Consider the following 23,793-nt stretch of genomic DNA (forward strand, 5'->3'; position numbering starts at 1 on the left):
CCAAAAAAAGAACGCCCCAAGCCAAATCGGCAACTGGGACGTTCTTCGTCTGATTGAATTATACGCTTCTATTCGTGTGTCAGCTACGACATTGGTACTCTTTTAACTACTTGCTGCCTGTAAACCGAAACGATTGTAACGTCTTGTCTAATAGAGCCTGCTGTTCTGCAGTGGCATTGGCATCATTCAGCGTAACGGTAATCGTGTAGACCACATCATTTTTGCCGAAAACAACCTGCTTGCTGCGAAAAGGGATGCCATTTTTGATTTGATGTGCAGTTATGATCGTAGCAGGGACATCCGCAAAGGTAGACTCCACTACACTTTCTATACGAGGGCCTTTGGGATCATTATTTTTATTTTGATAAGCATCTTTGAGAACATTAACTGTATAATCCACTGAACCCTCGGATTTTGAGTTGATCTGTAGACGTCCTCCGCTGAAGCGATATTCAATCGACTGCGTCTCAAAAATATCCTGATAAGGTGTCCATAAACTTGGAATATCAATGGCATAACCGTAGGTTTTGGATACTTTGGTTAATGTCTTATTTTTGAGCGTCTTATAATCATCACTAGCGAGTCGCCCGAAGTTCTCCTTCAGCAGATCAAAATCAATATCAATAGAGGATATGATGGCTTTGAATTTTGCCTTATCGTCATCTTGCCCAGCAGCTGTTACATATTCAAAATAATAGCGATACCCATTTTTGAGTATGAGAGCTTGATATTCTGTAGTAACACCGTTGCCGTAATTTAGCTGTAGCTCATTGATTTGTGCAGATACACCGGAGATCTCCGACTTGTTGCTGTCTTTCAGAACATAAGCATCCGCTACAAAGTTTTCTTTAGTTTTCGTTTTCAGATCTTCAGCCCAGCTCTCTAGTGTAGAACCAGCAGGTGCCGAGGTAACCGCCACACTCAGATGACTTCCCTGCTTACTCTCATAATAGAGATGCTGGTCGTCCTTACTCCAATCTGCGGGAACCTGTAGTGAAATCCCATAGTCCTCATTGTACGCGTCACGCAATCCACTTTTCACCGTAGAAAGATCACGGATTTTTTTGTTTTTAGTATCAAAAGAAGGCTGGAAAGAGTTAAGTAATCCTGTGTATTTAGCAAAATCTTTATAATTAACTGCTTTGTTATCCGTCAAATAAATCTCGTAGAGTCGACCTTCAGCATATAACAGTCTGCTTTCCCAGAGCGCTCCACTGGAATCTTTACTGATCAATCTAGCATAAGGTATCGCGGCTTTGGGGAACGACTCCCGATCCAATATCAACTCCCCACCTGCCTCGACCTCCCGAACCAGCTGTTCCAGCAGCCCATCCGCATCTACCGCAACCGCCTGGTCACTTACATGAATCTCCACATAATATAGATTGTCCGCACTTGAAAAGGTAGCCACACTTTCATCTCCACCGCTATTTCCAGCAATCAGCCCTGAGGGATAATTCAGTGTCCATTGAAAATAGCTGTTTCCAATTTGAGTCTTACCAACATCGCTGTCAATCCCAGTCTCCTCTGGCGTATCTTCTTCGCTGTCTATAGGAACTAGGGTAACCATTAGCTCATCCCCACTCCCTTGAGAGAGTGTCGCACCTAACACATCAGCTACAAAGCGAAGCGGTACCATCAGCACATCTGAAACCATCCGGGGCGCTGAACCCAGTTTAACTTTGATTCCATCCTTCCAAGCGATATCGCTCCCAATCGTCATCGCCCCTGAATGAGCACCATAGGTTACTTTTACCACATTGTTCTGCTCTAAGGAAACAGTGCTGCCAAACGTCTTTTTAAAAACCCCAAGCGGGACCATAACCGTTCCGTTCTCCGTATAAGGCCGCTCGATAACCACCTTCTTACCATTCACCGTAGCTGAAGTACTGCCAACTTTTAGACTCAGCTGTAGCTTATCTCCTTGTGAAGCTAATGCTGTTTGTATGGGTAATATAGAAAATAGCAGTAATAAGGCCAGCATCGCACAAAATCCTTGTTTTAAAATTTTCAAGCCCATTTACCGTCCCCCTCTCCAGTTTGCTAATCACTCTTCCGCGTGCTCGTCCCCATCCGTTTCATAATCATCTCCGGTTAACAACGGATCACCTTGAGTGAGCACGAGTTTACGGACGACGATATCCCCATCGCTTTGCATAACCAGCCGCACAGTTGCTCCCGGCAGGTAGCTTTTGAACAATTCATTAATATCAACTAGTGAGACCACACGATGCCCATCGATGCTATACAAGACGTCCCCTTCAGCAACCCCTGACTTGAGCGCTTCTGAAGACACCACCTTCGTGACGGACAGCGGGTCCAGCGTTGGCAATCCCACAATCGTAGACCAGCTTGCCTCCAGCTCTAGCCCCAGACTCGGATGCTGCACCTCACCATATTTTAAAAGCTGGTTCATAATATACTGCACAGTATTCGCCGGAATCGAAAACCCCATATTTTCCACGCCCACTGCTGAGTATTTCAGGCTGTTGATTCCCAGCACCTCACCTTTCATATTTACTAGCGGCCCTCCGCTATTTCCGGGATTAATCGCTGTGTCACTCTGGATAAGACGATAAGCCGCATCTACCTCACGGTTAAGACCACTTATAACGCCTACTGTCGCTGAATTTCGTAGAGAAAAGCTAATCGGTGTTCCGATAGCAATAACCTTCTCCCCAACCACTGTTTTGCTATTCGCTGGAATAAACTTGGCGGGCTTTAAATGGGTGGCATTGATTTTGATCAGCGCCAGATCACTAACTTCATCCAGATATGTTTCTTTAACGCTGTAGGTTTTGGAGTCCGAAGTGACTACTATGGCATTTTGCAGATCCTTGATTACATGAGCATTGGTTATAATCCATCCGTTCGATTTCACAATGATGCCGGAGCCATGCGTCAGATTGTACCGATCATCCAGGCCACTATTCCCGCCACTCTCATCTTTGCCGATAATGCCCACAACAGAAGGAGTGATACTTTTAATAATTCCAGGTATCGGATCTTCTGCCGCTACTTTACTAACCACCTTACTAGTACTATCAAAAGCAAACACCGACTGACTCCATGCTACCGACAGCACTACGCCGCACAGTAATAGACCTAATCCTTTCTTCACCAGCTTCTCCCCAATACTCCTCATTCCTCACCAGACCCTCTCTTTGCAAATGGATAAATTTAACATTATATAATTTGAAAAAAGACGCCTTCAATGCGCCCATGGCGTTAAAGGAGTCTTTTGGTGCAAAGCTGTTCAATTTAGTTCTTTCATTAACTTAACCAATGCATCACCATGGCATAGTCAGAGATCACAAAAACCAGCAAGCTAACGGCTCCAAAACCAATGGCAAATTTGTTCTTCTGGGGAGCTTTCAATAGTCGAACAACCCCGACCAAAATCAAGATGGTAAATAAAATCATAAACACATCAAAGGTATGAAATTTAGACGGTCCTTGCGCGGCAACTTCTGCAAGCAGCATAACCTTACCTCCTCAAAAATGTTGTCAAGCAAGATCCAGTAATCCCCATATCACCTTCTATGTTATCGCTACCATTTGGGCGATGCAATAGGTTTTGTAGAAAAATTATGTATTTGTCGCAAAAAATATATTTTATCCCTGCAAAATCCGTAATATTGATGAGATTGATCACTGACAATTGAGTGCAACATAGTGAAAAAGTGCTATGAGCCCAATCATCTCTTTCGTCGTGAAGGTTACAATAGAAAGTCCGTTAACTGCTTTAGAGTTGAGATAAATTGAGCAGTGAATTGAAATTTAGAACTTAGAACTTAGAACTTAGAACTTAGAACTTAGAACTTAGAACTTAGAACTTAGAACTTAGAACTTAGAACTTAGAACTTAGAACTTAGAACTTAGAACTTAGAACTTAACATTCTGAGCTCAAAATTTAGGTTTTTAAAGAATTAGGGAAATTCTCCCTAAAATTGTCCGATTAACAGTTCATTTTGTGGTTATCAGGGAATTCCTCCCTAAAAATCATTAGAAAACCGGGTATATGAGTAAATTCACCCGATAATTGGGGAGGTTTTCCCGGATTTCACCTTATATGATCTAAAAACTCGGATTTTCAGGGAAGTTTTCCCTAATCTAACAAACAGTTATTTGATAGAGTGATATGATGATTAATTATTCGGTTTTCAAGGAACTTTTGGCCCTAACGTTAATCAATTACTTGTTAACCCTATCAACAGAATACTCCTCATTGAATCTTACTACGAACATGTCCTACATATGCCTACCTTGCCTATTATTAAATCCATTTTTTCTATAGAATTCGTATAACTTTTGCTAGAAATATCACATCATATATCTATGAGCCATCTTTCGCACAATTACCAGATAATCCTACAACGCCTTAAGTCGCTTTGACTCCATTCTAGAGGACGAGGTTATCTATTAGCTGTTAGTTGTCAGATGTTTCCCTTCAAGAAATTATTGCTTACAACCTACAATAAAAGCCCCGGCAAGATACCGAGGCCTTATTTATACATAGGTTATATTACTTACTGTTTATTTGGTTTCCGCCGTCTCAAGCATAAGCGCTTCGGTCCGCTCTGTATCACGAATCAGAACCGGCTTCAGATATTTACCTGTGTAAGACTCTGTGACAGTAATGATCTTCTCCGGTGTTCCTGTTGCCAGGACGGTACCACCGCCGCTACCACCTTCCGGTCCCATATCGATGATATAATCCGCTGTCTTGATTACATCCAGATTATGTTCAATAACAAGAACCGATTCTCCGGAATCCACCAAACGATGCAATACCTCAAGCAGACGACCAATGTCATCTACATGCAGACCTGTCGTAGGCTCATCCAAAATATAAAGTGTTTTACCCGTGCTGCGACGGTAGAGCTCAGAAGCCAATTTTACCCGCTGTGCTTCACCACCGGATAAAGTGGTTCCCGGTTGACCAATCTTAATATAACCAAGTCCTACATCCATCAGTGTTTGCATTTTACGATGGATACGCGGAATATTCACAAAAAACTCTGTTGCGTCCTCTACCGTCATCTCTAACACATCTGAAATGTTTTTGCCTTTATATTTCACTTCTAGTGTCTCGCGGTTATACCGTTTGCCTTTACATACTTCGCAAGGGACATATACATCCGGCAAGAAATGCATCTCAATCTTAATGATCCCGTCTCCACGGCAAGCTTCACAACGTCCGCCTTTTACGTTAAAGCTGAAGCGCCCCTTTTGGAAACCACGTACCTTAGCCTCATTTGTCTTGGAGAATAGGTCACGGATGTCATCGAATACACCTGTATAAGTTGCTGGGTTGGAGCGCGGTGTCCGCCCGATTGGTGACTGATCGATTTCAATAACCTTATCGAGATTTTCTAGTCCACGAATTTCTTTATGCTGACCAGGACGCACCTTCACAGCCTTATTCAGCTGCCGTGCTAAACTCTTGTAAAGAATCTCGTTGATAAGCGAGGATTTACCGGAACCCGATACACCTGTCACCGCTGTAAATACACCTAATGGAATCTTCACATTCACATTTTTCAGGTTATTCTCTTTAGCACCACGTATTTCTACCCATCGATCATCGGTAGGACGGCGTTTAGCGGTAACCGGAATAAATTTACGTCCGCTTAAATATTCACCCGTTAATGAATTTGGATCTTTCATAATCTCTTCTGGCGTCCCTTGAGCCATAACTTGTCCACCATGAATACCTGCGCCCGGACCAATATCAATAATATAATCCGCTGCCATCATCGTATCTTCATCATGCTCTACAACAATTAGCGTGTTGCCTAAATCGCGCATATGCGCAAGCGTAGAGATCAGGCGATCATTGTCCCGTTGATGCAAGCCAATACTTGGCTCATCCAGAATGTACAATACACCCATGAGACTTGAACCAATCTGAGTAGCCAACCGAATACGCTGCGCCTCACCACCGGAAAGCGAACCCGCCGCACGGCTAAGCGTCAAATAATCCAAGCCCACATTCACAAGGAATCCAAGCCGATTGCAGATCTCTTTTAGAATGAGATTGGCGATGGCTGTTTCTTTTTCACTCAATTTTATCTCTTCAAACCAATGCTGGCAGTCTCCTATTGAAAGGTCCGTAACATCAGAAATATTATGATCATTGATAGTCACAGCTAATATTTCTTTTTTCAGACGTTTACCTTTACATACATGACATGGCTTAGCACTCATAAATCCTTCGATAAATTCACGAATACCATCCGAAGCAGTTTCACGGTAACGCCGCTCTAGGTTAGGTATAATCCCTTCAAAGGCAACCATCGCATCTTTCTTTTGACCGAAATCATTTTCATAACGGAAGCGGACCTTCTCACTGCCTGTTCCGTTCAGTAATTTATTCATATGATCAGATGTCAGACTGCTTACCGGAACGTTCTGTGGAATTTTAAAGTGTTCACAAACCGACTTCAGGAATTGCGGATAGTAATTAGAAGTACTTCCAGTCCAAGCTAAAAAAGCACCTTCTTCGATGGATTTCTCAGCATCAGGAATAAGCAGGTCTGGATCGACCACCATCTTCATGCCAAGTCCATCACACTCTGTACAAGCTCCAAACGGACTGTTGAAAGAGAACATCCGTGGTGCCAACTCTTCAATACTAAAACCACAAATTGGACAAGCAAAGTTAGAGCTGAAAAGCAGCTCTTCCTGGCCGATGATATCCACAAGGATTTTACCGCCCGAAAGCTTAAGCGCCGTCTCCAGTGAATCCGTCAGCCGGGTCTCCACATCGTCTTTAACAACGATCCGGTCTACCACAACTTCTATTGTATGTTTTTTATTCTTTTCTAGTTCAATATCCTCAGACAGATCTCTTAGTTCCCCGTCCACACGCACACGTACGAAGCCTTGCTTAGAGATATCTGTGAAGAGTCCTTTATGCTCACCTTTACGTCCTGAAATGATTGGCGCCAGGATCTGCAACCGAGTTTTCTCGGGATACTGCATAATCCGGTCTACCATCTGTTCAACGGTCTGGGAGGTAATCTCAATACCATGCTCTGGGCAATGGGGATGACCAATACGTGCAAAGAGCAACCGCAAATAGTCATAAATCTCCGTCACTGTACCTACCGTGGAGCGTGGGTTCCGGCTTGTTGTCTTCTGATCTATAGATATCGCCGGGGACAAACCATCAATCGAATCCACATCTGGTTTCTCCATTTGTCCCAAAAACTGACGTGCATAAGCCGACAAAGATTCAACATAACGCCGTTGTCCTTCAGCATAAATCGTATCAAATGCAAGCGATGATTTACCTGAGCCGCTAAGTCCCGTCAGCACGACGAAACGGTCACGTGGAATCGTCACATCGATGTTTTTGAGATTGTGCGCCCTCGCGCCTTTAATTACAATATTTTCGTTCGCCAACGGAACCTCTCCTTTAAAAAACTATTTCAACTTTATTTCAAAATATTCTCAAAGCCTTTTCAAAGCCTTTCGATCCCTCCCAAACCCTCCCTTCCAAGGGAGGGCCCCAAGGGTTGCACCCTCTGGACACCCGCATTTTCTGGAGAAGGAGTATGGTGGGACGTAACTTAGTGACTATAATGCTCAGAGCGCTTATCCCTGCGGGACCGCTTGGACATTCTCGTACTACCTAAAAGCAGGTACAAGCAACTGTCATAGACGTTGCATGGTGCTGTCCCTACGGGATACGCGTAAGTGCCAAGTACATTGCGGGCGCTGTCCCTGCGGGATACGTTTAAGTGCCATAAACATTACTGGATACGCGACCCTCTATTGATTCAAAAAGAACGGTCTAGGACAGCACCGTTCAATACCTATTTTAAATATCGGTGATGCATTAATGGTTTGTTACTCAGCCCGAAGCTCCAGCAATGCGTCACGCAGCTCTGCCGCACGTTCGAATTGCAGGTTCTTGGCAGCGTCCTTCATTTCAGCTTCCAGACGTTGGATCAGACTTTGTTTTTCTTTCTTATTCATCTTGCCACCAACACCTGTGAGATAATCGGCTTTAGACTCAGCAACCTTCGTCGCCTCGATGATGTCACGCACTTTTTTATTAATGGTGGTTGGGGTAATGCCATGTTTCTCATTATGAGCAATCTGAATGGCGCGACGGCGCGATGTTTCGCTCATCGCTTTCTCCATCGAATCAGTTATACGATCACCATACATGATTACACGACCCTCAGAGTTACGAGCCGCACGGCCAATCGTCTGAATTAGTGAACGTTCGGAACGAAGGAACCCTTCTTTATCGGCATCGAGAATTGCAACTAAAGATACCTCCGGTAAGTCGAGACCTTCTCTCAGGAGGTTAATCCCTACCAGTACATGGAACGTACCGAGACGAAGATCCCGCAAGATCGCCATCCGTTCCAGTGTTTTGATGTCAGAGTGCATATAACGAACCTTAATACCGATTTCCTTAAAGTAGTCTGTCAGATCCTCCGACATCTTCTTCGTCAAAGTGGTAACGAGTACACGTTCATCACGTTCGACCCGGTCACGGATTTCGCTAATCAGATCATCGATCTGGCCTTCTGTAGGACGAACCTCAATGATTGGATCCAATAGCCCAGTCGGACGGATAATCTGCTGCACCATAGTTTCACAGTGTTCCATTTCATAAGGTCCAGGTGTCGCGGAGACGTATATGATCTGGTTCACTTTATCTTCGAACTCTTCGAACTGAAGCGGACGGTTATCCAGTGCAGAAGGCAGACGGAAACCATGCTCTACCAACACTGTCTTACGCGCCCGGTCACCGTTATACATCGCCCGAATTTGCGGAAGGGTAACATGGGATTCATCTACGACGATTAACATATCATCAGGAAAATAATCCATTAACGTATATGGAGTTGCTCCTGGCTCCCTGAAGGTTAGCGGCCCGGAATAGTTCTCGATCCCCGAACAGAAACCCACTTCCTTCATCATCTCAATATCGTAACGTGTCCGTTGTTCCAGACGTTGCGCTTCCAGGAGCTTGCCTGCGTCACGAAGCACGGTCAGCCGCTCTTCCAGCTCCCGTTCAATATTGACTATTGCTACACGCATCGTTTCTTCCTTGGTAACAAAGTGAGAAGCCGGAAAAATGGCGACATGGTCGCGTTCACCGATCAATTCACCCGTTAAAACATCAATTTCAGTGATCCGCTCAATCTCATCCCCAAACAATTCAACGCGAATCGCATGTTCACCCTGAGAGGCCGGGAAGATTTCAACCACATCACCACGTACACGGAATGTTCCGCGTACAAAATTGATATCATTGCGCTGGTATTGAATATCCACCAGTCTGCTCAGAATCTCATTGCGCGGCTTCTCCATCCCAACCCGCAAGGACAACAGCAAGCTTCCGTATTCCATTGGTGAACCGAGACCGTAAATACAAGACACACTCGCTACAATAATAACGTCACGCCGTTCGAACAAGGAGCTTGTCGCGGAGTGGCGAAGTTTATCAATCTCTTCGTTAATACTGGAATCTTTCTCAATATAAGTATCGGAGGAGGGAATGTACGCCTCTGGTTGGTAATAGTCGTAGTAGCTGACGAAATAGTCTACCGAATTATTCGGGAAAAACTCCTTAAACTCACTTGCCAGCTGGGCAGCCAGTGTCTTGTTATGCGCAATAACCAGCGTGGGGCGATTTAATTTGGAAATAACTTGCGCGACAGTAAAGGTCTTCCCTGTACCTGTCGCTCCCAGCAGCGTCTGGTGCTTCTTACCCTGCCGGATGCCTTGTAGTAATTCATCTATGGCATGAGGCTGATCGCCCTGGGGTGTATACTCGGACTCCAATTCAAAAGTCTTCGTACTGACGACAATATCACTCATTTGCCCGTCTCCCCTCTATCGTCTAAACTAGATTAATATATTATAATTGTTGTCTGAATCTTCTCTCTCCATACGATAGTAAAAAATATGGAAGATAAGAATATGTGTTCCCGTTCATTATACAGTGTTGCTTAGATCGATGCAAACCATAATACACAGAAATGTTAGGAGCTTGAAGCATGGATATTACCGCAATAATCGGCCTAGTGGCCGGACTGGCTGCGCTAATCGGCGGCTACCTCTGGGAAGGCGGAAGCCTTTCCGGACTGCTGCAGCTTAATGCAGCTTTGATTGTATTTGGAGGTACGATTGCCGCCGTAATGATCAGCTTCCCGGCAGCTAAGCTACGCTCCATTCCCACCGCTCTGCGCATGGCTTTTGGCCGCAATCCTGAACGTGATGAAGAGAAGGCAGAAGAGCTTATCGCAATGGCCACAGTGGCCCGCCGCGGCGGCGTTTTAATGCTCGAAAAACAAGCGGAAGCACATCCCGATTCCTTTACGCGCGAAGGACTGTTGCTTATCGTCGATGGCACTGACCCTGAGCAGGTAAGACAGATTTTGGAATTGGAAATGGATGCGAAAGAATTGAAGCATGAAAGCTACGCCAAGATTTTTGAAGCCGCTGGCGGATATGCTCCAACGATGGGGATCATCGGTACAGTTATGGGACTCATTAGGGTACTGGGCAACCTTACAGACCCATCAAATCTAGGTACCTCTATCGCAGTAGCGTTCACTGCAACACTGTACGGAGTAGCCATCGCTAATCTAATATTTTTACCCATTGCTTCCAAAATCAAATCCCGCAGCCAAAGTGAGCTGCATAGCATGGAGATGCTGCTAGTAGGCATTCTTTCTCTACAAAACGGGGATCATCCGTTGCTGGTGCGTAAAAAACTGAACTCCTTCATTTCAGACACCACCACAGATGACCGTGCAGAAGCAAGAGGTTTTATATGAGACAAAGAGACCGGCGCAAACGGCGGGTAGAGAATCGAGAAAGCCGTGATCGTTGGATGATTACTTACGCAGATCTAATTACGCTTTTACTTATATTTTTCGTTATATTGTATGCGATGAGCAGCCTGGACACTGACAAATACAATATCGTAACCGGCTCTTTATCCCAGACTTTCAAGTCGAGCAGCACTGTTCTTGAAGGCGGAGATGGTATTTTAGATGCTGGAAAGACCCCTGACAACAAACCAGAGAGTACAGATGGGAATGGGAACGCAACTGCAAAACCAAATGACGGTTCTGATAAACAAACGGAGAATGAAACACCTTCAGCACGGGAGTTGGCTTTTCGAGAACAAGAGGCGAAGCTTGCTGAGTTAATGGGTGTGATCACCCACTATGTGGAGGAGAATAATCTCGGTGAACAAATATTTGTAGCCGACAAACCGCAGGGCATAGAAATCACGCTCAGCGACCGTTTTCTTTTTGATGTGGGTAAAGCAGATGTGAAGTCACCAGCCCTTCCTGCTCTTCAGCAGTTGTCAGGCTTATTCAAAGATATCGGGGCAACGATCAGCATTGAAGGACATACGGATAATACACCAGTGTCATCAGCTTCACGTTATAACGACAATTGGGAGCTATCGGGTGCTCGTGCGCTTTCTGTGCTGCGCTTTTTCTTAGATAATGAAGGACTGAACCCGGACACTTTTCAATATGCAGGTTATGCCGATACCCGACCAACAGCAGATAATAATACGCTAGCAGGCAAACAGAAAAATCGACGCGTAGAGATCATTGTACTTCGACAGCTTCAAGAGGTGGAATAAAATATAGTTGTTTGCGCTCAGAGCTAAGTTCGGCGGCAGGAGCCTTTGCAATTACCACATTGACCAACAAAGGGGTTTCACCTAATTTAATTAGGGAAAACCTCCCTGATTATTCACCTATTATCGTATCCAATCGCGGAATGAGGGAATTACTCCCTGATTATTACTCTTTTTAGTCTGAAATAGTGGTTTTACCGAGATGATTAGGGAGGAATTGCCTAAAACCCTAACTCTCAAGCTATAATCGTCTAAAATGAGGGAGGTTTTCCCTAATTCCATACTCCACTAGACCCTCAAACCACTCGATTGGGTTTACGAATACTCGCACAATCTACATAAGAAACACAAACAGCAAGTCCCCAAATCGCAGAAACTTGCTGCTAAAAACATCACACTTGATCAGACTATTTCCCGTCCCCAATTTCCAATTATTCAGCAACTAACGCGCTATAACCGGCTGCATCTAACAGACCTTTTACAGCATCAGCATATTCTCCATCAACTTCAATCTCAAAAATCCAACCCCCGCCATATGGCTGATCATTGATAAGCTCCGGACTAGCTTCTAATCCATCATTCACCTTGGTAACCGTCCCAGAGACGGGCGAATACAATTCCGATACCGTCTTAACGGATTCGATACTGCCTACGCTGTCACCGGCCGAAATGGTTGATCCTACCTCAGGAAACTCAACAAATACGATGTCGCCTAATAAATGCTGAGCATGGTCCGTAATCCCAACACGTACTACTCGTCCTTCTACTTGCTGTGCCCATTCATGCTCTTCGCTGTAAAGAAGGTTGTCTAATACTTCACTCATTTCAAGCCGCCTCATTTCCAATTTGGAGTTCTAAATTTAGTTATAGCCTAATTTATCCCGGCTCACAATGTCAATATTACTAACAGGAAATATAAATTTGTCATTTTTTCGACGTTTTCTTGTTGACAGCGCCCGACTATACCCGTTTAATGGAGACATACAAGAAGAAACGACGTTGTCGTCTTTTTATAGACAATCGCCGTTTCTCGGAGAAATATAAGGATAATGTATAATGTGAACCATATACTTTCTTATATTTGAAATAAATATAGTTGCGGATGATGGCATAGGGAGAGACTGTCTCACTTGAAGACGGCGCCGAAGGAGTAAGCCCTAACAGGGGTGAATCTCTCAGGCAAAAGGACCTTTGTCGGACGTATCTCTGGAGAGCATCAGACGCAAGGCTAGATGCGTCAGATCACCAACGGGGAAACCTGCAAGCTAGTTACGGCAGGGTAACTCTCAGGTACAAAGGACAGAGCAGAAAGCGATTTGTGCATTTATGCATGATTGCTTCTGCCTGTCCTTTTTTCGTATGTAATCAGATCAAGGGGAGTGACGACATGGATGCTTTGAGAAGAACACCTTTTTATGATCTCTATTCCGCTTATGCGGAGTCCAGGTGCATTGACTTCGGTGGCTGGGAGCTGCCAGTACAGTTTACAGGTATCGTGAAAGAGCATGAAGCCGTTCGCCAGCAGGCTGGGCTGTTCGATGTCTCGCATATGGGTGAATTCATGGTGATTGGGAGCGGTGCAGAAGCCTTTTTGCAAAAAATGACAACCAATGATGTCAGCCGCCTCACGGATGGTGCGGCACAATATACGCTGCTCTGTTATCCAAATGGCGGAGTTGTCGACGATCTACTCGTGTATCGCCTTAGTGAAGGTCGTTATATGCTCGTCGTTAATGCCTCCAACATCGACAAGGACTTCCAGTGGCTGCAAGAGCATTTGACCTCTGAATTCGGTGAAGTCACGCTCACTAATGTCTCTGACGAGACGCTTTTGCTCGCCTTGCAGGGTCCTCTGGCAGAGACCATTCTCGCGGTAGTTACTGATGCTCCTATTTCAACACTCAAGCCTTTCCATTTCATCGAACGCGCCACCGTTTGCGGTGTAGAGGTACTTATCTCCCGTACGGGTTATACCGGTGAAGATGGCTTCGAGATCTACGCTTCGCTGGAAGGTGCAGAAACGTTATGGAACGGACTGCTTGCTGCAGGCGCGCCTCACGGATTAACACCTGCTGGACTGGGTGCACGGGATACCCTGCGTTTTGAGGCAAAATTACCACTGTACGGTCAGGAGCTATCCGCTGACATCACCCCGCTTGAAGCAGGAGTACAGTTCTTCGTGAAGCTGGACAAAATAGACTTTATCGGACGCGATGCACTAATACAGCAAAAAGAAGCTGGGATTCCCCGTCGCCTTGTCGGCCTAGAAATGATTGATCGAGGCATTCCACGCTCCCATTATCCTGTTTGGGCAGATGGGGTTAAGATTGGTGAGGTCACAACCGGAACACAGTCCCCTACGCTGAAACGGAACCTGGGGTTGGCTTTGATTGATGCTGCTTACAGTGAAATAGGCACAGAGGTTTACGTGGAGATACGCGGCAAGCAGCTTAAGGCTGTAGTGATCAAGGCCCCTTTTTACAAGTATAAACGCCTTTAGCGTCCATATAAGGACGGTGAGCTTTTAAGCGAGAAATAGAAGGATAAAGTATAGCGTGAAAATTGTACTTTCTTATATTTTAAAAAAGCCAAGGAGTGAAACCTTAATGAAGCACCGTTATCTGCCCATGACAGAACAGGACCGCGTAGAGATGATGGAGGCCGTCGGGATTCAGTCTATAGATGAGCTGTTCTCCGATATTCCTGAAGCGGTACGTTACCAAGGCACTATGCCGATGTCTGAACCACTCGATGAATACGCCCTGCTGCGCCACATGAAAGGTTTGGCTGACCAAAATGCCGACTTTGATTCTCACGCCAGCTTCCTCGGCGCCGGATTATACGATCATCACATCCCTGTGGTCATCAACCATGTCATTTCCCGTTCTGAATTCTACACTGCCTACACTCCTTATCAACCGGAGATCAGCCAAGGTGAGCTGCAAGCGATCTTCGAATTCCAATCCTACATTTGCGAACTAACCGGTATGAAAGTTGCCAATGCCAGTATGTATGATGGCGCTACAGCTTTGTCCGAAGCAGCGGTTCTCGCGGCTGGTGCTACCAAACGCAAAAAATTAATCGTCTCCCGTACCGTTCATCCTGAGGCTCGCCAAGTGCTACGTACTTCGGCTAATGCTTGGGGTCTGGAGGTGGTGGAGATTGACTATAAAGACGGTGTTACCGATCAAGCTAAACTCGCTGAAGCTATCGAGGGAGATACTGCCGCAGTGCTTATTCAATCGCCTAACTTCTTCGGCAGCATCGAGGATCTTCGCTCGGTTGAGCCGCTGATTCACGCGGTTAAAGGTCTTCTTGTAGTCAGCGCGAACCCAATAGCTCTAGGTGTACTTGAAACTCCGGGCAAACTTGGAGCCGACATCGTAGTGGGTGATGCTCAGCCACTCGGTATTCCGGCTTCTCTCGGGGGTCCAACTTGCGGATTCTTTGCCGTAGCTGATCACCTGATGCGCCGCATGCCAGGCCGGATCGTTGGCCAAACGGTAGACCGTAACGGTAAACGTGGCTTCGTTCTTACACTTCAAGCGCGTGAACAACATATTCGGCGTGAAAAAGCGACATCGAATATCTGCTCCAATCAGGCGCTGCTGGCTCTCTGCGCATCCGTCTACTTGTCCGTTATGGGCAAAGAAGGCATGCGTGAAGTAGGCGAGCTAAATATTCGCAAAAGCCATTACGCTGCTAATAAACTTAGCGGACTAACAGGTGCTGAACTTGCCTTCTCCTCCCCATTCTTTAACGAATTTGTCGTGAAGCTTCCTGAAGGCAGCAGTGTGACCTCTATTAATTCGAAGCTGCTGAAGAAAGGTTATCTTGGGGGTTATGATCTGGGCCGTGATTATCCTGAACTTGCTGGACATATGCTGGTTGCCGTAACGGAAAAAAGAAGCAAAACCGAAATCGACCAATTCGCTAGCGCACTGGAGGGCTGTTTATGAAACCGGAGCAAAGTCTAATTTTTGAATTAAGCCGTCCCGGCCGTTCGGCCTATTCTTTGCCACTATGCGATGTGCCACAGGAAGAAACCTTGGAGTCCCTAATTCCATCAGGTTTACTCCGTAGCGAACCCGTCGTACTTCCAGAAGTATCGGAAGTGGATGTCATTCGCCACTACACTTCTCTTTCACGTCGCAACTTTGGTGTAGACAATGGCTTCTATCCACTCGGTTCATGCACGATGAAATACAATCCGAAGATTAACGAAGATGTTGCCCGCTTCTCCGGCTTCGCCAAAATTCATCCCTACCAACCAGAAGAAAGTATTCAAGGCGCACTGGAATTAATGTATACCCTACAAAATGATCTGTCCGCGCTGACGGGCATGGATGCAGTATCCTTACAGCCTGCCGCAGGTGCTCATGGTGAATGGACCGGCCTCATGATGATCCGCGCCTATCATGAAAGCCGCGGCGAGACCCGCACGAAGGTTATCGTGCCGGATTCCTCACACGGCACCAATCCTGCTAGTGCTTCAGCAGCAGGACTTGAAACGATCACGATCCCTTCCACAGATAAAGGGATGGTTGATCTTGAAGCACTCAAAGCAGCTGTTGGCAGTGACACAGCCGCACTGATGCTGACTAACCCAAGCACACTCGGCTTGTTCGAGACCCAAATCGTCGAGATTGCTGAGATTGTGCATGAAGCAGGCGGCTTACTCTATTACGATGGAGCCAACTCCAATGCCATTATGGGCATTACCCGCCCTGGCGACATGGGCTTTGACGTTGTGCATCTGAACTTGCACAAGACAATGAGCACCCCACATGGCGGTGGCGGCCCTGGAGCCGGACCAGTCGGCGTAAAATCTATCCTCATTCCATTCTTGCCACAACCTACTGTGGTAAAGAATGAAGATAGCAGCTTCTCACTTCACTTCGGTGATCCTGAATCTATTGGACGCGTGAAAGCTTTTTATGGAAACTTTGGTATTCTGGTTCGTGCCTATGCCTATATCCGGACCTATGGTCCAGACGGACTGCGTGAGGTATCCGAAAATGCTGTGCTGAATGCGAACTATATGATGCACCGTCTGGCGCCGTATTTTGAAATCCCATATCCGGGTGTATGTAAGCATGAATTCGTGATGTCCGGCAAAAACCTCAAGCAATATGGCGTGCGCACCTTAGACGTTGCTAAACGATTGCTCGACTTCGGCTACCACCCGCCAACCGTGTACTTCCCTCTGACTGTTGAGGAATGCATGATGATCGAGCCGACGGAAACCGAAAGTAAAGAAACGCTCGACGGCTTCATCGATACGATGATTCAGATTGTGAAAGAAGCGCAGGAGACACCAGAAATTGTAATCAACGCACCGCATACCACAGAGATTAGCCGTTTGGATGAGACACAGGCTGCGCGTAAGCCAGTTTTGAATTGTTCTTGCGGTTAAGTACTTATCAAAAAAATGTTCTAGACAGATAAAAGCCATCCTCCGTTGTTGATTAATTTCGGAGGATGGCTTTTATATCTTATGTACAAACGAGTATTTTGATGTTTATCATCAAAATTTACAACTTAAGTATTTCTATCAATTCCCATCTCTCGCTGATATCCATCTTACTATAAATACTCTTAACGATATTCCGCACAGTCCCCTCTTTCACATTAAGGTCATTGGAAATTTGCAACGCACCTTTTCTTAGTGACCAGTGATACGCTACCTCCCTTTCTCTGGGCGATAATCGATACGAATCACACTTTTCCTGAAATCTGTACTCAATTAACTTTGGGCTTCGTTCCTTCAACTTCAGAACAATCTTTTCGGATAATTGTTTAATAAAGAGAATCGAAAAGCCAATTTGCCTCTCGGCTTCAAATGAAATGTCGATATATCCACATATACAACCATTTATCATTATAGGAGCGCATACACAATTCCACTCTTTAAACATTGGCATACTATGCTCTTCTCCACGCACTACTGCAATTGATTTAACCTCCATCGCTAGTGAAACTGCATTTACTCCAGAGAATTGCTTCGAAAGGTTAGTTCCACTCCTAATTCCAAAATGATCTACTTTCTTCTGAAACGCTTCGAAAGGAGTAACAATATTAATAATATTGCCGGCTTGATCTGTTAAGAAAAAAACAAAGGGCAATAAGAGAAATTCCGTTACTTTCGCCAATTCTGAATGTAGTACTTCAACCAATACCTCGTAGGGAACCAGCTCTTCTATAGAAAAGGATTTTTCTGTTTTGAGGTTACTCCAAGGTTGGCAAAATTCACACAAGGAATTATTAGATTTTTTATCTAAATCATCTACCGTAAACCAAGCTCGTTCACATTCAAGAATATCCAAAACAAACCATTCTCCCAACTTATGGTATTAATTAAACAGAGCATAACACTCCATTCAAAAGAAAACAATGACATAAGTCGTGAGGTTTGTGTTAGATCAAAAAGATAAAAAATTGTTAAATAAAGTGGATTTATTGTAAAAAAAATATATTTTAGCACAGATTAACTCAAAAGGGAATATGTACTGAGGGATATGTATCTTAATAGATATTCTAGTTACTATAAAGTTATTAATCCACTCATCAGGGAGTTTAACAATTACGATAGGTTTGTGAAAATTCACATAGTTATGATCTTTTTTAGGAGGTGCTGAATTGTTTGAAATTCAAAAAAATCAAGAAATTTTGCTTGAAAATGTCCTTTCCGTTAGAAAGAAGATGAATCAAGAAGAATTACAAATAGAAATAGCTCAAACTGCAAAAATAATAGAAAAATATCAAGCAGTGAAAGCAGGACCCCTTATTACGAGCACATTCTCGGCGGAGATTGTTAATGGGGAATATTTAATGGACATGGAGATTATGATTCCTCTCAATAAGCCTTTTCCATCAGATCAAACTTATAAACACAAAAAAATTTTCCACTTAGTTAATGCCCTATCCTGCAGATTCATGGGGAACCCTGTTGGAGTACAAAGTACATATGAATCTATTATAAAGTACATATCAGATAAGGGACTTCAACAAATCACAGCATTTTATAATGTGTACACTTCAGATAACTCTGAAGCTTCCTTAGAAAAAATGATTATTGACATTTATGTAGGTGTAAATCCATCTATTTTATAAAAATGAGGAGCCGGCTATGAAAAAAAAAATAGTGATTTTCTGTTTTAGTATCACATTAATTTTCACTATCTTGAGTTTTATTTATTATATCGATACCTTTCAAGATACTACAATTACTGTATTAGGAACTCTTTTGATTTTGAATCTATTTATCATCAGTGAATGGAATAAGCTTAGACTGGGAAATCAAAATATTAAGCTTTGGAAGGTGTATTTTTCAGTTATTTGCTCAGGAATTATATTGATAGCCAAAATGAATAGGATTACTAATGGTCCCATATGGATACCCTTTTGTTTCACAGGATTTATCGCTCTCATATTAATTGGATTGAATTTTCTAGCCAAACACGAAAAATGAATATGGAATTAAATCAGGGATTTTCATTTGATCATTCACTCCCGATTTAATATAAATCATGATTAAAGGAGGTGACATAATGGAACTCAGTTTTAATCATAGTACGTTTGAAGAACTTGATTTATCTTCGTTGATGGATCTTAATGGTGGTGGCTGGTTAACTAAAGCAGTCGGCGTAGCCTCTTCAGTAGTGGGCGTTGGGGTTGCTGCTGCTGGAGTACCAGCAATCGCTAGTAGCTGCGCAATCTTAGGAGCAATTGCCACAGTACCAGCTCTTCCTGCATTAGGTTTAGCTGCTGCAGTAGCAGGCGTAGGAGTCGCAATATTTGGATAAGGGGGGATTGAATTGGAAATTTCAAGTAGTGGTTTTGAATTATTAAAAGGATCTGAATTGTACGATATTCAGGGCGGTGCTCTTTGGGGACAAATTGCAACTGGTATAGGTGGAGTTATTGCTGGAGCCACTTTAATAGCAGTTGCGGCAACAGCACCAGTTAGTCTTCCAGTAGTAGCAGCATGCGCCTTTGGCTATACTGCCTTAACTACATCTAGTATCATTGTAATTTCCGCAGGAATTGCTAATAAAAATATATAAAACACTTTCCTGAATATTTAGTAGCTCCAAGAGAATAAATATCATTCACTTGGAGCTTATTATGATTTCTATTAGGTCAGAGAAGCAATCTTCTAGTGAGGCTTATTTACAAAAAGATTTTGTTTCAGTTACGAAATCATTCTCTACATGGATAAGATATTGTTGATCCCAATGAATATGTACAAATCACTAATAGTAGGTGGGGTTTATTCTGTTTAAGAAATACTATTGTATTAAACAGCTTGATATTAAAGACTGCGGTGCAGCCTGTCTAGCAACTATCTCCAAACAATACGGTCTCAAATATCCAATCACTAAAATTCGTGAAGTAGCCGGAACTGATAAAATGGGAACCAATATATATGGACTCATAAAAGCAGCAGAAAAACTTGGGTTTACAGCAAAAGGAGTCAAGGGAAGCCATGAAGCCTTCTTCGAAAACTTCCCACTTCCCGCTATTGCCCATGTCATTATAGATCAGACATTATTACACTATGTTGTAATCCACAAAATATCAAATAAGGAAATAATTGTTGCGGATCCAGTCCAAGGCATAGTTAAATATACACCGGAAGATTTCTTCCAAATCTGGACAAGTGTCCTTATCTTAATGGTACCCACTCCTCAATTCAAAAAAGGGGACCAAACAAAAGGTCTATTTGCTCGTTTCTTTGGATTGCTGATTCCTCAAAAAAGAATGCTAGGAGGAATTTTTCTAACATCTATACTCTACACTATCTTAGGTATACTTGCTGCATTCTATTTCCAATTTCTTTTAGACGAAATTCTACCCTTTGGATTAAAAAAGACACTTAACATAATATCTGTTGGAGTCATCATTCTCTACATATTTCAAATATTATTAAATGCCTTTCGTAGCCATATCTTACTGACGTTGAGCCAAAAACTCGATATTTCACTCATACTTGGCTATTACCACCATGTGTTAAAGCTCCCAATGAATTTTTTTGGTACACGTAAGACAGGAGAAATAATATCAAGGCTTATGGATGCTTCGAAAGTACGAGATGCCATTTCCAGCGCAACACTAACCATCATGATCGATATTATCATGGTTATTGCCGGTGGAATTATTCTATATTCGCAAAGTGCTCTTTTATTCGGAATTACTATACTTATGGTGCCAATGTATCTGGTATTGGTTTGGAGCTTCCACAAACCATTTGACCGTTTAAACCGCGAACAGATGGAAAAAAATGCTCAGCTCACCTCCTATATTGTTGAATCAATAGATGGTATCGAGACAGTTAAAGCCTATCATGCAGAATCGAAAGTGGGCTATGAAACTGAACAGAAGTTCATCTCATTTCTGAGATCTGTCTTCAGTTTTGGTCTTTTCAATAACATTCAAGCCTCCCTCAAGAGTTTTGTACAACTCGTTGGAGGAGTAGCCATACTGTGGGTCGGAGCAAGACAAGTGATAAAAGGCAATATGACAATGGGCCAATTGATTACCTATAACTCGTTATTGGCTTACTTCCTGCAACCCATCCAGAACTTAATCAACCTCCAGCCCACTTTGCAAACGGCCATTGTCGCTGCTGACCGATTAGGAGAAATTCTTGATTTGGAAGCGGAGAAGCATAATGATGAGGACAAGAAGATTCAACCTGCTTCATTAAAAGGTGATATTAAATTTGATCGTGTCAGCTTCAGATACGGTACACGTTCCCTTGTACTTCATGATATCGATTTGACACTTAGACAGGGTGAGAAAATTGCCTTTGTCGGTGAGAGCGGCTCGGGTAAAACCACACTAATCAAATTAATTATGCAATTTTACCAACACGAAGAAGGCGATATCTTAATTAACAACTACAACATTAAAGATATTCATTTAGATAGCTTAAGACAGCGGATCGCATATATCTCACAGGATACTTTCTTTTTTAGCGGAACAATTCGGGAAAATCTATGTCTGGGTGTCGATCAGGATATGGATTTGGAACTGATTGTTACCGCCTGCCAAACCGCACAGGCTCACGAATTCATCAATCAGCTTCCACTCCGCTACAACACTTTGTTAGAAGAGAATGCGACCAATATTTCCGGAGGACAGAAGCAGCGACTGGCTATCGCCAGAGCGGTGCTCAAACAGCCGGATATTCTTATTATGGATGAAGCCACTAGTAACCTGGATTCTACAACGGAGAAGGCAGTATCGGAGACGATCAATGCTTTTGAAGACATGACTACGATTATTATCGCTCACCGTTTGAGTACAATCATGCGTTGTGACCGAATTTATGTCATGGATCAGGGGCGGATTATTGAGTGTGGGACACATCAGGAGCTTCTAGATTACCGTGGAAAGTACTACGGCTTGTGGAAAGATCAACTCCCCGGGGTTGAACAAAAACAAGATCACACCATTCAATATGCTGCTGCAGGAGTAGGCGAGGTGTCTCTCGTATGAGCGCACAAATACATAACTTATCAGAAATGACCGATAGCAGAGAAATCATGGAATCCAAGACCAGTCCTGTGATTTCTATTTTCATACTTATCTTATTTATTCTATTGGGGTCTGCGTTGGTCTGGTCCTATTTTGGCCAGATCGATGAAGTCGCCAAAGCCTCTGCTGTAGTTAGGCCCAATGAAAAAGTCAGTACCATTCAGACTTCATCTGTGGGAAAAGTGGAACAGGTATATATCCATGAAGGGATGCAAATTAAGCAGGGCGAGCAGTTAATTTCCTTTGAGCATAAAGAACTCGATATAGAATTATCCAATCGTAACTCCGAAATCAATAAGCTCACTAAGAAACTGCACTATCTCGAGCTTTATAAACAAAGCATTAGCAATTTAAACAATCAATTTTCTTCTGAACATGCAGACGAAGTTTACTATTATGACATGGTAGAACAATTTCTCCTTGAATACAGCCAGCAGCAGCAGACCTATCAAGGAACCCAGGATCAGCTTACAGCTGCCATTCACGAGAATATAGGTTTGCAAGAATCTTCTGCCTTTAGTGCCGAATCCAGTTTGGATAAATCTCTTCAAAATAAAATTGAACTGGAACGAAAAAAGAAACTGCTGAATGTTGAAATTACAAACGAGAAATTGCTTGTGCAATCCATCAAAGAGAATCAAAATCTGCTTCCATCTACAGATACCAAACGGACGGAACAATATAATACATACCAAATTAAATATGTGCAACTATCTAAACAATCTGCTGAGAAAAAAGAAATCTACAACCGTTCGCTCAGCTTGGGGGACCGCCTTGTGCCTCAATCTCAGATTACAGATGAACAGCATCTATATGAAAGTTCATATTTGCAAATCAACCAATTCCAAACCGAAGCCGTGCTCAGCGCAGAAAGCAATATCACCAATTACAATCAACAATTGGTTGAGATAGAGGTCAGCCTCGATTTGCTAATAAATGGGCATGATCCCTCAGTTTCAGAACGAAAAACTTTAGAAATGCAAAAGAAACAGCTGGCTGAGCAGCAAAATGATCTACTGAATCAAGAGAAACTTAACCGGTCAACCGAAAAAACCTCATTGGAAAAGTTGAAACTTGACCGTATTGTACAGATTCATTCAGCAATAGAAGAAAATAAAAGAACCTTAATTACGCTGCAAGAGGCTATTAAGCAACTTGAGCTTGAACGAAACAAAAGACTGCTCATAGCACCAATTTCTGGGACCATTAATATTTTAAAAGAAACCAACATCGGGGACATGGTACAATCCGGCGAAGCCTTGATCTCCATTATTCCTAGCAACGAGTCAAAATATAAAATGAGCATCGCCGTACCTAACGCAGAAGCAGGAAAAATAGCGATTGGCAATAAAGTTGATTTCAGCTTTTCAGCCTTCCCTAAACAAAGTTTCGGTTCCCAAAAAGGTACGATTACATCTATCAGCACAGATTCAATTGTTCAGCAAGACGGTCTAAGCTACTATTTGGTGGAAGCAACGATATCCAATGACCCACTTGTTAATCGCAGAGGTGAACGTGGAGAGCTTCGTGTAGGGATGATAGCGCAAGCCTCTGTTATTACCGACTCCAAGAAGATCATTGATTTTGTTCTTGAAAAAATCAACTTAAAGGAATAG

17 protein-coding genes and 1 riboswitch are annotated in these 23,793 nt (G+C 43.4%); of the genes, 10 read left to right on the plus strand and 7 right to left on the minus strand.

Annotation, left to right across the window (positions count from 1 at the left end; all coding sequences use genetic code 11):
- Positions 1-106: 106 nt before the first annotated feature.
- The 5 genes from NSQ50_RS28485 to uvrB all read right to left on the minus strand — a co-directional run bounded on the left by NSQ50_RS28485 (position 107) and on the right by uvrB (position 9,849).
- The gene (locus tag NSQ50_RS28485) at positions 107-2,020 is read right to left on the minus strand and encodes a stalk domain-containing protein (protein ID WP_076222331.1); all 1,914 of its coding nucleotides are present in this window, start codon (positions 2,018-2,020) and stop codon (positions 107-109) included.
- 27 nt (positions 2,021-2,047) lie between these two features.
- Entirely contained in the window at positions 2,048-3,121 is a 1,074-nt protein-coding gene (locus tag NSQ50_RS28490; RefSeq protein WP_370511375.1) for a S1C family serine protease, read from the minus strand.
- Between the two features lie 152 nt (positions 3,122-3,273).
- Positions 3,274-3,483 (minus strand): DUF2759 family protein, encoded by a 210-nt coding sequence (locus NSQ50_RS28495; protein ID WP_036678627.1) that lies wholly within the window; start codon positions 3,481-3,483, stop codon positions 3,274-3,276.
- A gap of 1,053 nt (positions 3,484-4,536) precedes the next feature.
- On the minus strand, positions 4,537-7,410 hold the full coding sequence (uvrA, locus tag NSQ50_RS28500) for an excinuclease ABC subunit UvrA (RefSeq protein ID WP_076222333.1): 2,874 nt from the start codon (positions 7,408-7,410) through the stop codon (positions 4,537-4,539).
- Positions 7,411-7,857: 447 nt separating this feature from the next.
- The gene (gene uvrB, locus NSQ50_RS28505; protein ID WP_036678623.1) at positions 7,858-9,849 is read right to left on the minus strand and encodes an excinuclease ABC subunit UvrB; all 1,992 of its coding nucleotides are present in this window, start codon (positions 9,847-9,849) and stop codon (positions 7,858-7,860) included.
- Positions 9,850-10,028: 179 nt separating this feature from the next.
- On the opposite strand from uvrB, the gene NSQ50_RS28510 reads away from it, so the two are divergent.
- Together NSQ50_RS28510 and NSQ50_RS28515 are read left to right on the plus strand one after the other, a co-directional pair.
- Positions 10,029-10,811, plus strand: coding sequence for a flagellar motor protein (locus NSQ50_RS28510; RefSeq protein WP_036678620.1), 783 nt, complete (start codon positions 10,029-10,031; stop codon positions 10,809-10,811).
- A complete protein-coding gene (locus NSQ50_RS28515) occupies positions 10,808-11,638 on the plus strand; it encodes a flagellar motor protein MotB (protein WP_076222334.1) in 831 nt (276 codons plus the stop codon). Before NSQ50_RS28510 ends, NSQ50_RS28515 begins: the two co-directional genes overlap by 4 nt.
- Before the next feature lie 428 nt (positions 11,639-12,066).
- Here the strand turns inward: NSQ50_RS28515 and gcvH are convergent, their stop codons facing one another.
- Positions 12,067-12,459 carry a glycine cleavage system protein GcvH gene (gene gcvH, locus NSQ50_RS28520; protein WP_036678614.1) on the minus strand — a complete coding sequence of 131 codons (393 nt, stop codon included), beginning with the start codon at positions 12,457-12,459 and terminating at the stop codon, positions 12,067-12,069.
- Positions 12,460-12,737: 278 nt separating this feature from the next.
- A riboswitch (glycine riboswitch) is annotated at positions 12,738-12,836 on the plus strand.
- A 186-nt stretch (positions 12,837-13,022) separates the two neighbouring features.
- Between gcvH and gcvT the strand changes: the two genes are divergently transcribed.
- The 3 genes from gcvT (at position 13,023) to gcvPB (ending at position 17,051) form a co-directional block, all read left to right on the plus strand.
- Positions 13,023-14,135 carry a glycine cleavage system aminomethyltransferase GcvT gene (gcvT, locus tag NSQ50_RS28525; protein WP_076222335.1) on the plus strand — a complete coding sequence of 371 codons (1,113 nt, stop codon included), beginning with the start codon at positions 13,023-13,025 and terminating at the stop codon, positions 14,133-14,135.
- A 106-nt stretch (positions 14,136-14,241) separates the two neighbouring features.
- The gene (gcvPA, locus tag NSQ50_RS28530; RefSeq protein ID WP_076222336.1) at positions 14,242-15,594 is read left to right on the plus strand and encodes an aminomethyl-transferring glycine dehydrogenase subunit GcvPA; all 1,353 of its coding nucleotides are present in this window, start codon (positions 14,242-14,244) and stop codon (positions 15,592-15,594) included.
- Positions 15,591-17,051, plus strand: a complete 1,461-nt coding sequence (gcvPB, locus tag NSQ50_RS28535; protein WP_076179818.1) for an aminomethyl-transferring glycine dehydrogenase subunit GcvPB — start codon at positions 15,591-15,593, stop codon at positions 17,049-17,051. The genes gcvPA and gcvPB overlap by 4 nt, the downstream gene beginning before the upstream one ends.
- 118 nt (positions 17,052-17,169) lie before the next feature.
- Here gcvPB and NSQ50_RS28540 read toward each other — a convergent pair whose 3' ends face one another.
- Positions 17,170-17,961 (minus strand): helix-turn-helix transcriptional regulator, encoded by a 792-nt coding sequence (locus tag NSQ50_RS28540; RefSeq protein WP_038573519.1) that lies wholly within the window; start codon positions 17,959-17,961, stop codon positions 17,170-17,172.
- A gap of 313 nt (positions 17,962-18,274) precedes the next feature.
- Here NSQ50_RS28540 and NSQ50_RS28545 point away from each other — a divergent pair, with 313 nt between their 5' ends.
- The 5 genes from NSQ50_RS28545 to NSQ50_RS28565 all read left to right on the plus strand — a co-directional run bounded on the left by NSQ50_RS28545 (position 18,275) and on the right by NSQ50_RS28565 (position 23,793).
- Positions 18,275-18,748 (plus strand): hypothetical protein, encoded by a 474-nt coding sequence (locus tag NSQ50_RS28545; protein WP_051491031.1) that lies wholly within the window; start codon positions 18,275-18,277, stop codon positions 18,746-18,748.
- A 437-nt stretch (positions 18,749-19,185) separates the two neighbouring features.
- On the plus strand, positions 19,186-19,440 hold the full coding sequence (locus NSQ50_RS28550; protein WP_036678596.1) for a hypothetical protein: 255 nt from the start codon (positions 19,186-19,188) through the stop codon (positions 19,438-19,440).
- Between the two features lie 12 nt (positions 19,441-19,452).
- Positions 19,453-19,701 carry a hypothetical protein gene (locus NSQ50_RS28555; RefSeq protein WP_036678593.1) on the plus strand — a complete coding sequence of 83 codons (249 nt, stop codon included), beginning with the start codon at positions 19,453-19,455 and terminating at the stop codon, positions 19,699-19,701.
- Between the two features lie 208 nt (positions 19,702-19,909).
- Positions 19,910-22,138, plus strand: coding sequence for a peptidase domain-containing ABC transporter (locus NSQ50_RS28560; RefSeq protein ID WP_370510553.1), 2,229 nt, complete (start codon positions 19,910-19,912; stop codon positions 22,136-22,138).
- Positions 22,135-23,793 (plus strand): HlyD family efflux transporter periplasmic adaptor subunit, encoded by a 1,659-nt coding sequence (locus tag NSQ50_RS28565; protein WP_038573521.1) that lies wholly within the window; start codon positions 22,135-22,137, stop codon positions 23,791-23,793. The genes NSQ50_RS28560 and NSQ50_RS28565 overlap by 4 nt, the downstream gene beginning before the upstream one ends.

It is taken from the genome of Paenibacillus sp. FSL R10-2788 (assembly GCF_038003885.1).
GTDB classification, from domain to species: Bacteria; Bacillota; Bacilli; order Paenibacillales; family Paenibacillaceae; genus Paenibacillus_AQ; species Paenibacillus_AQ odorifer.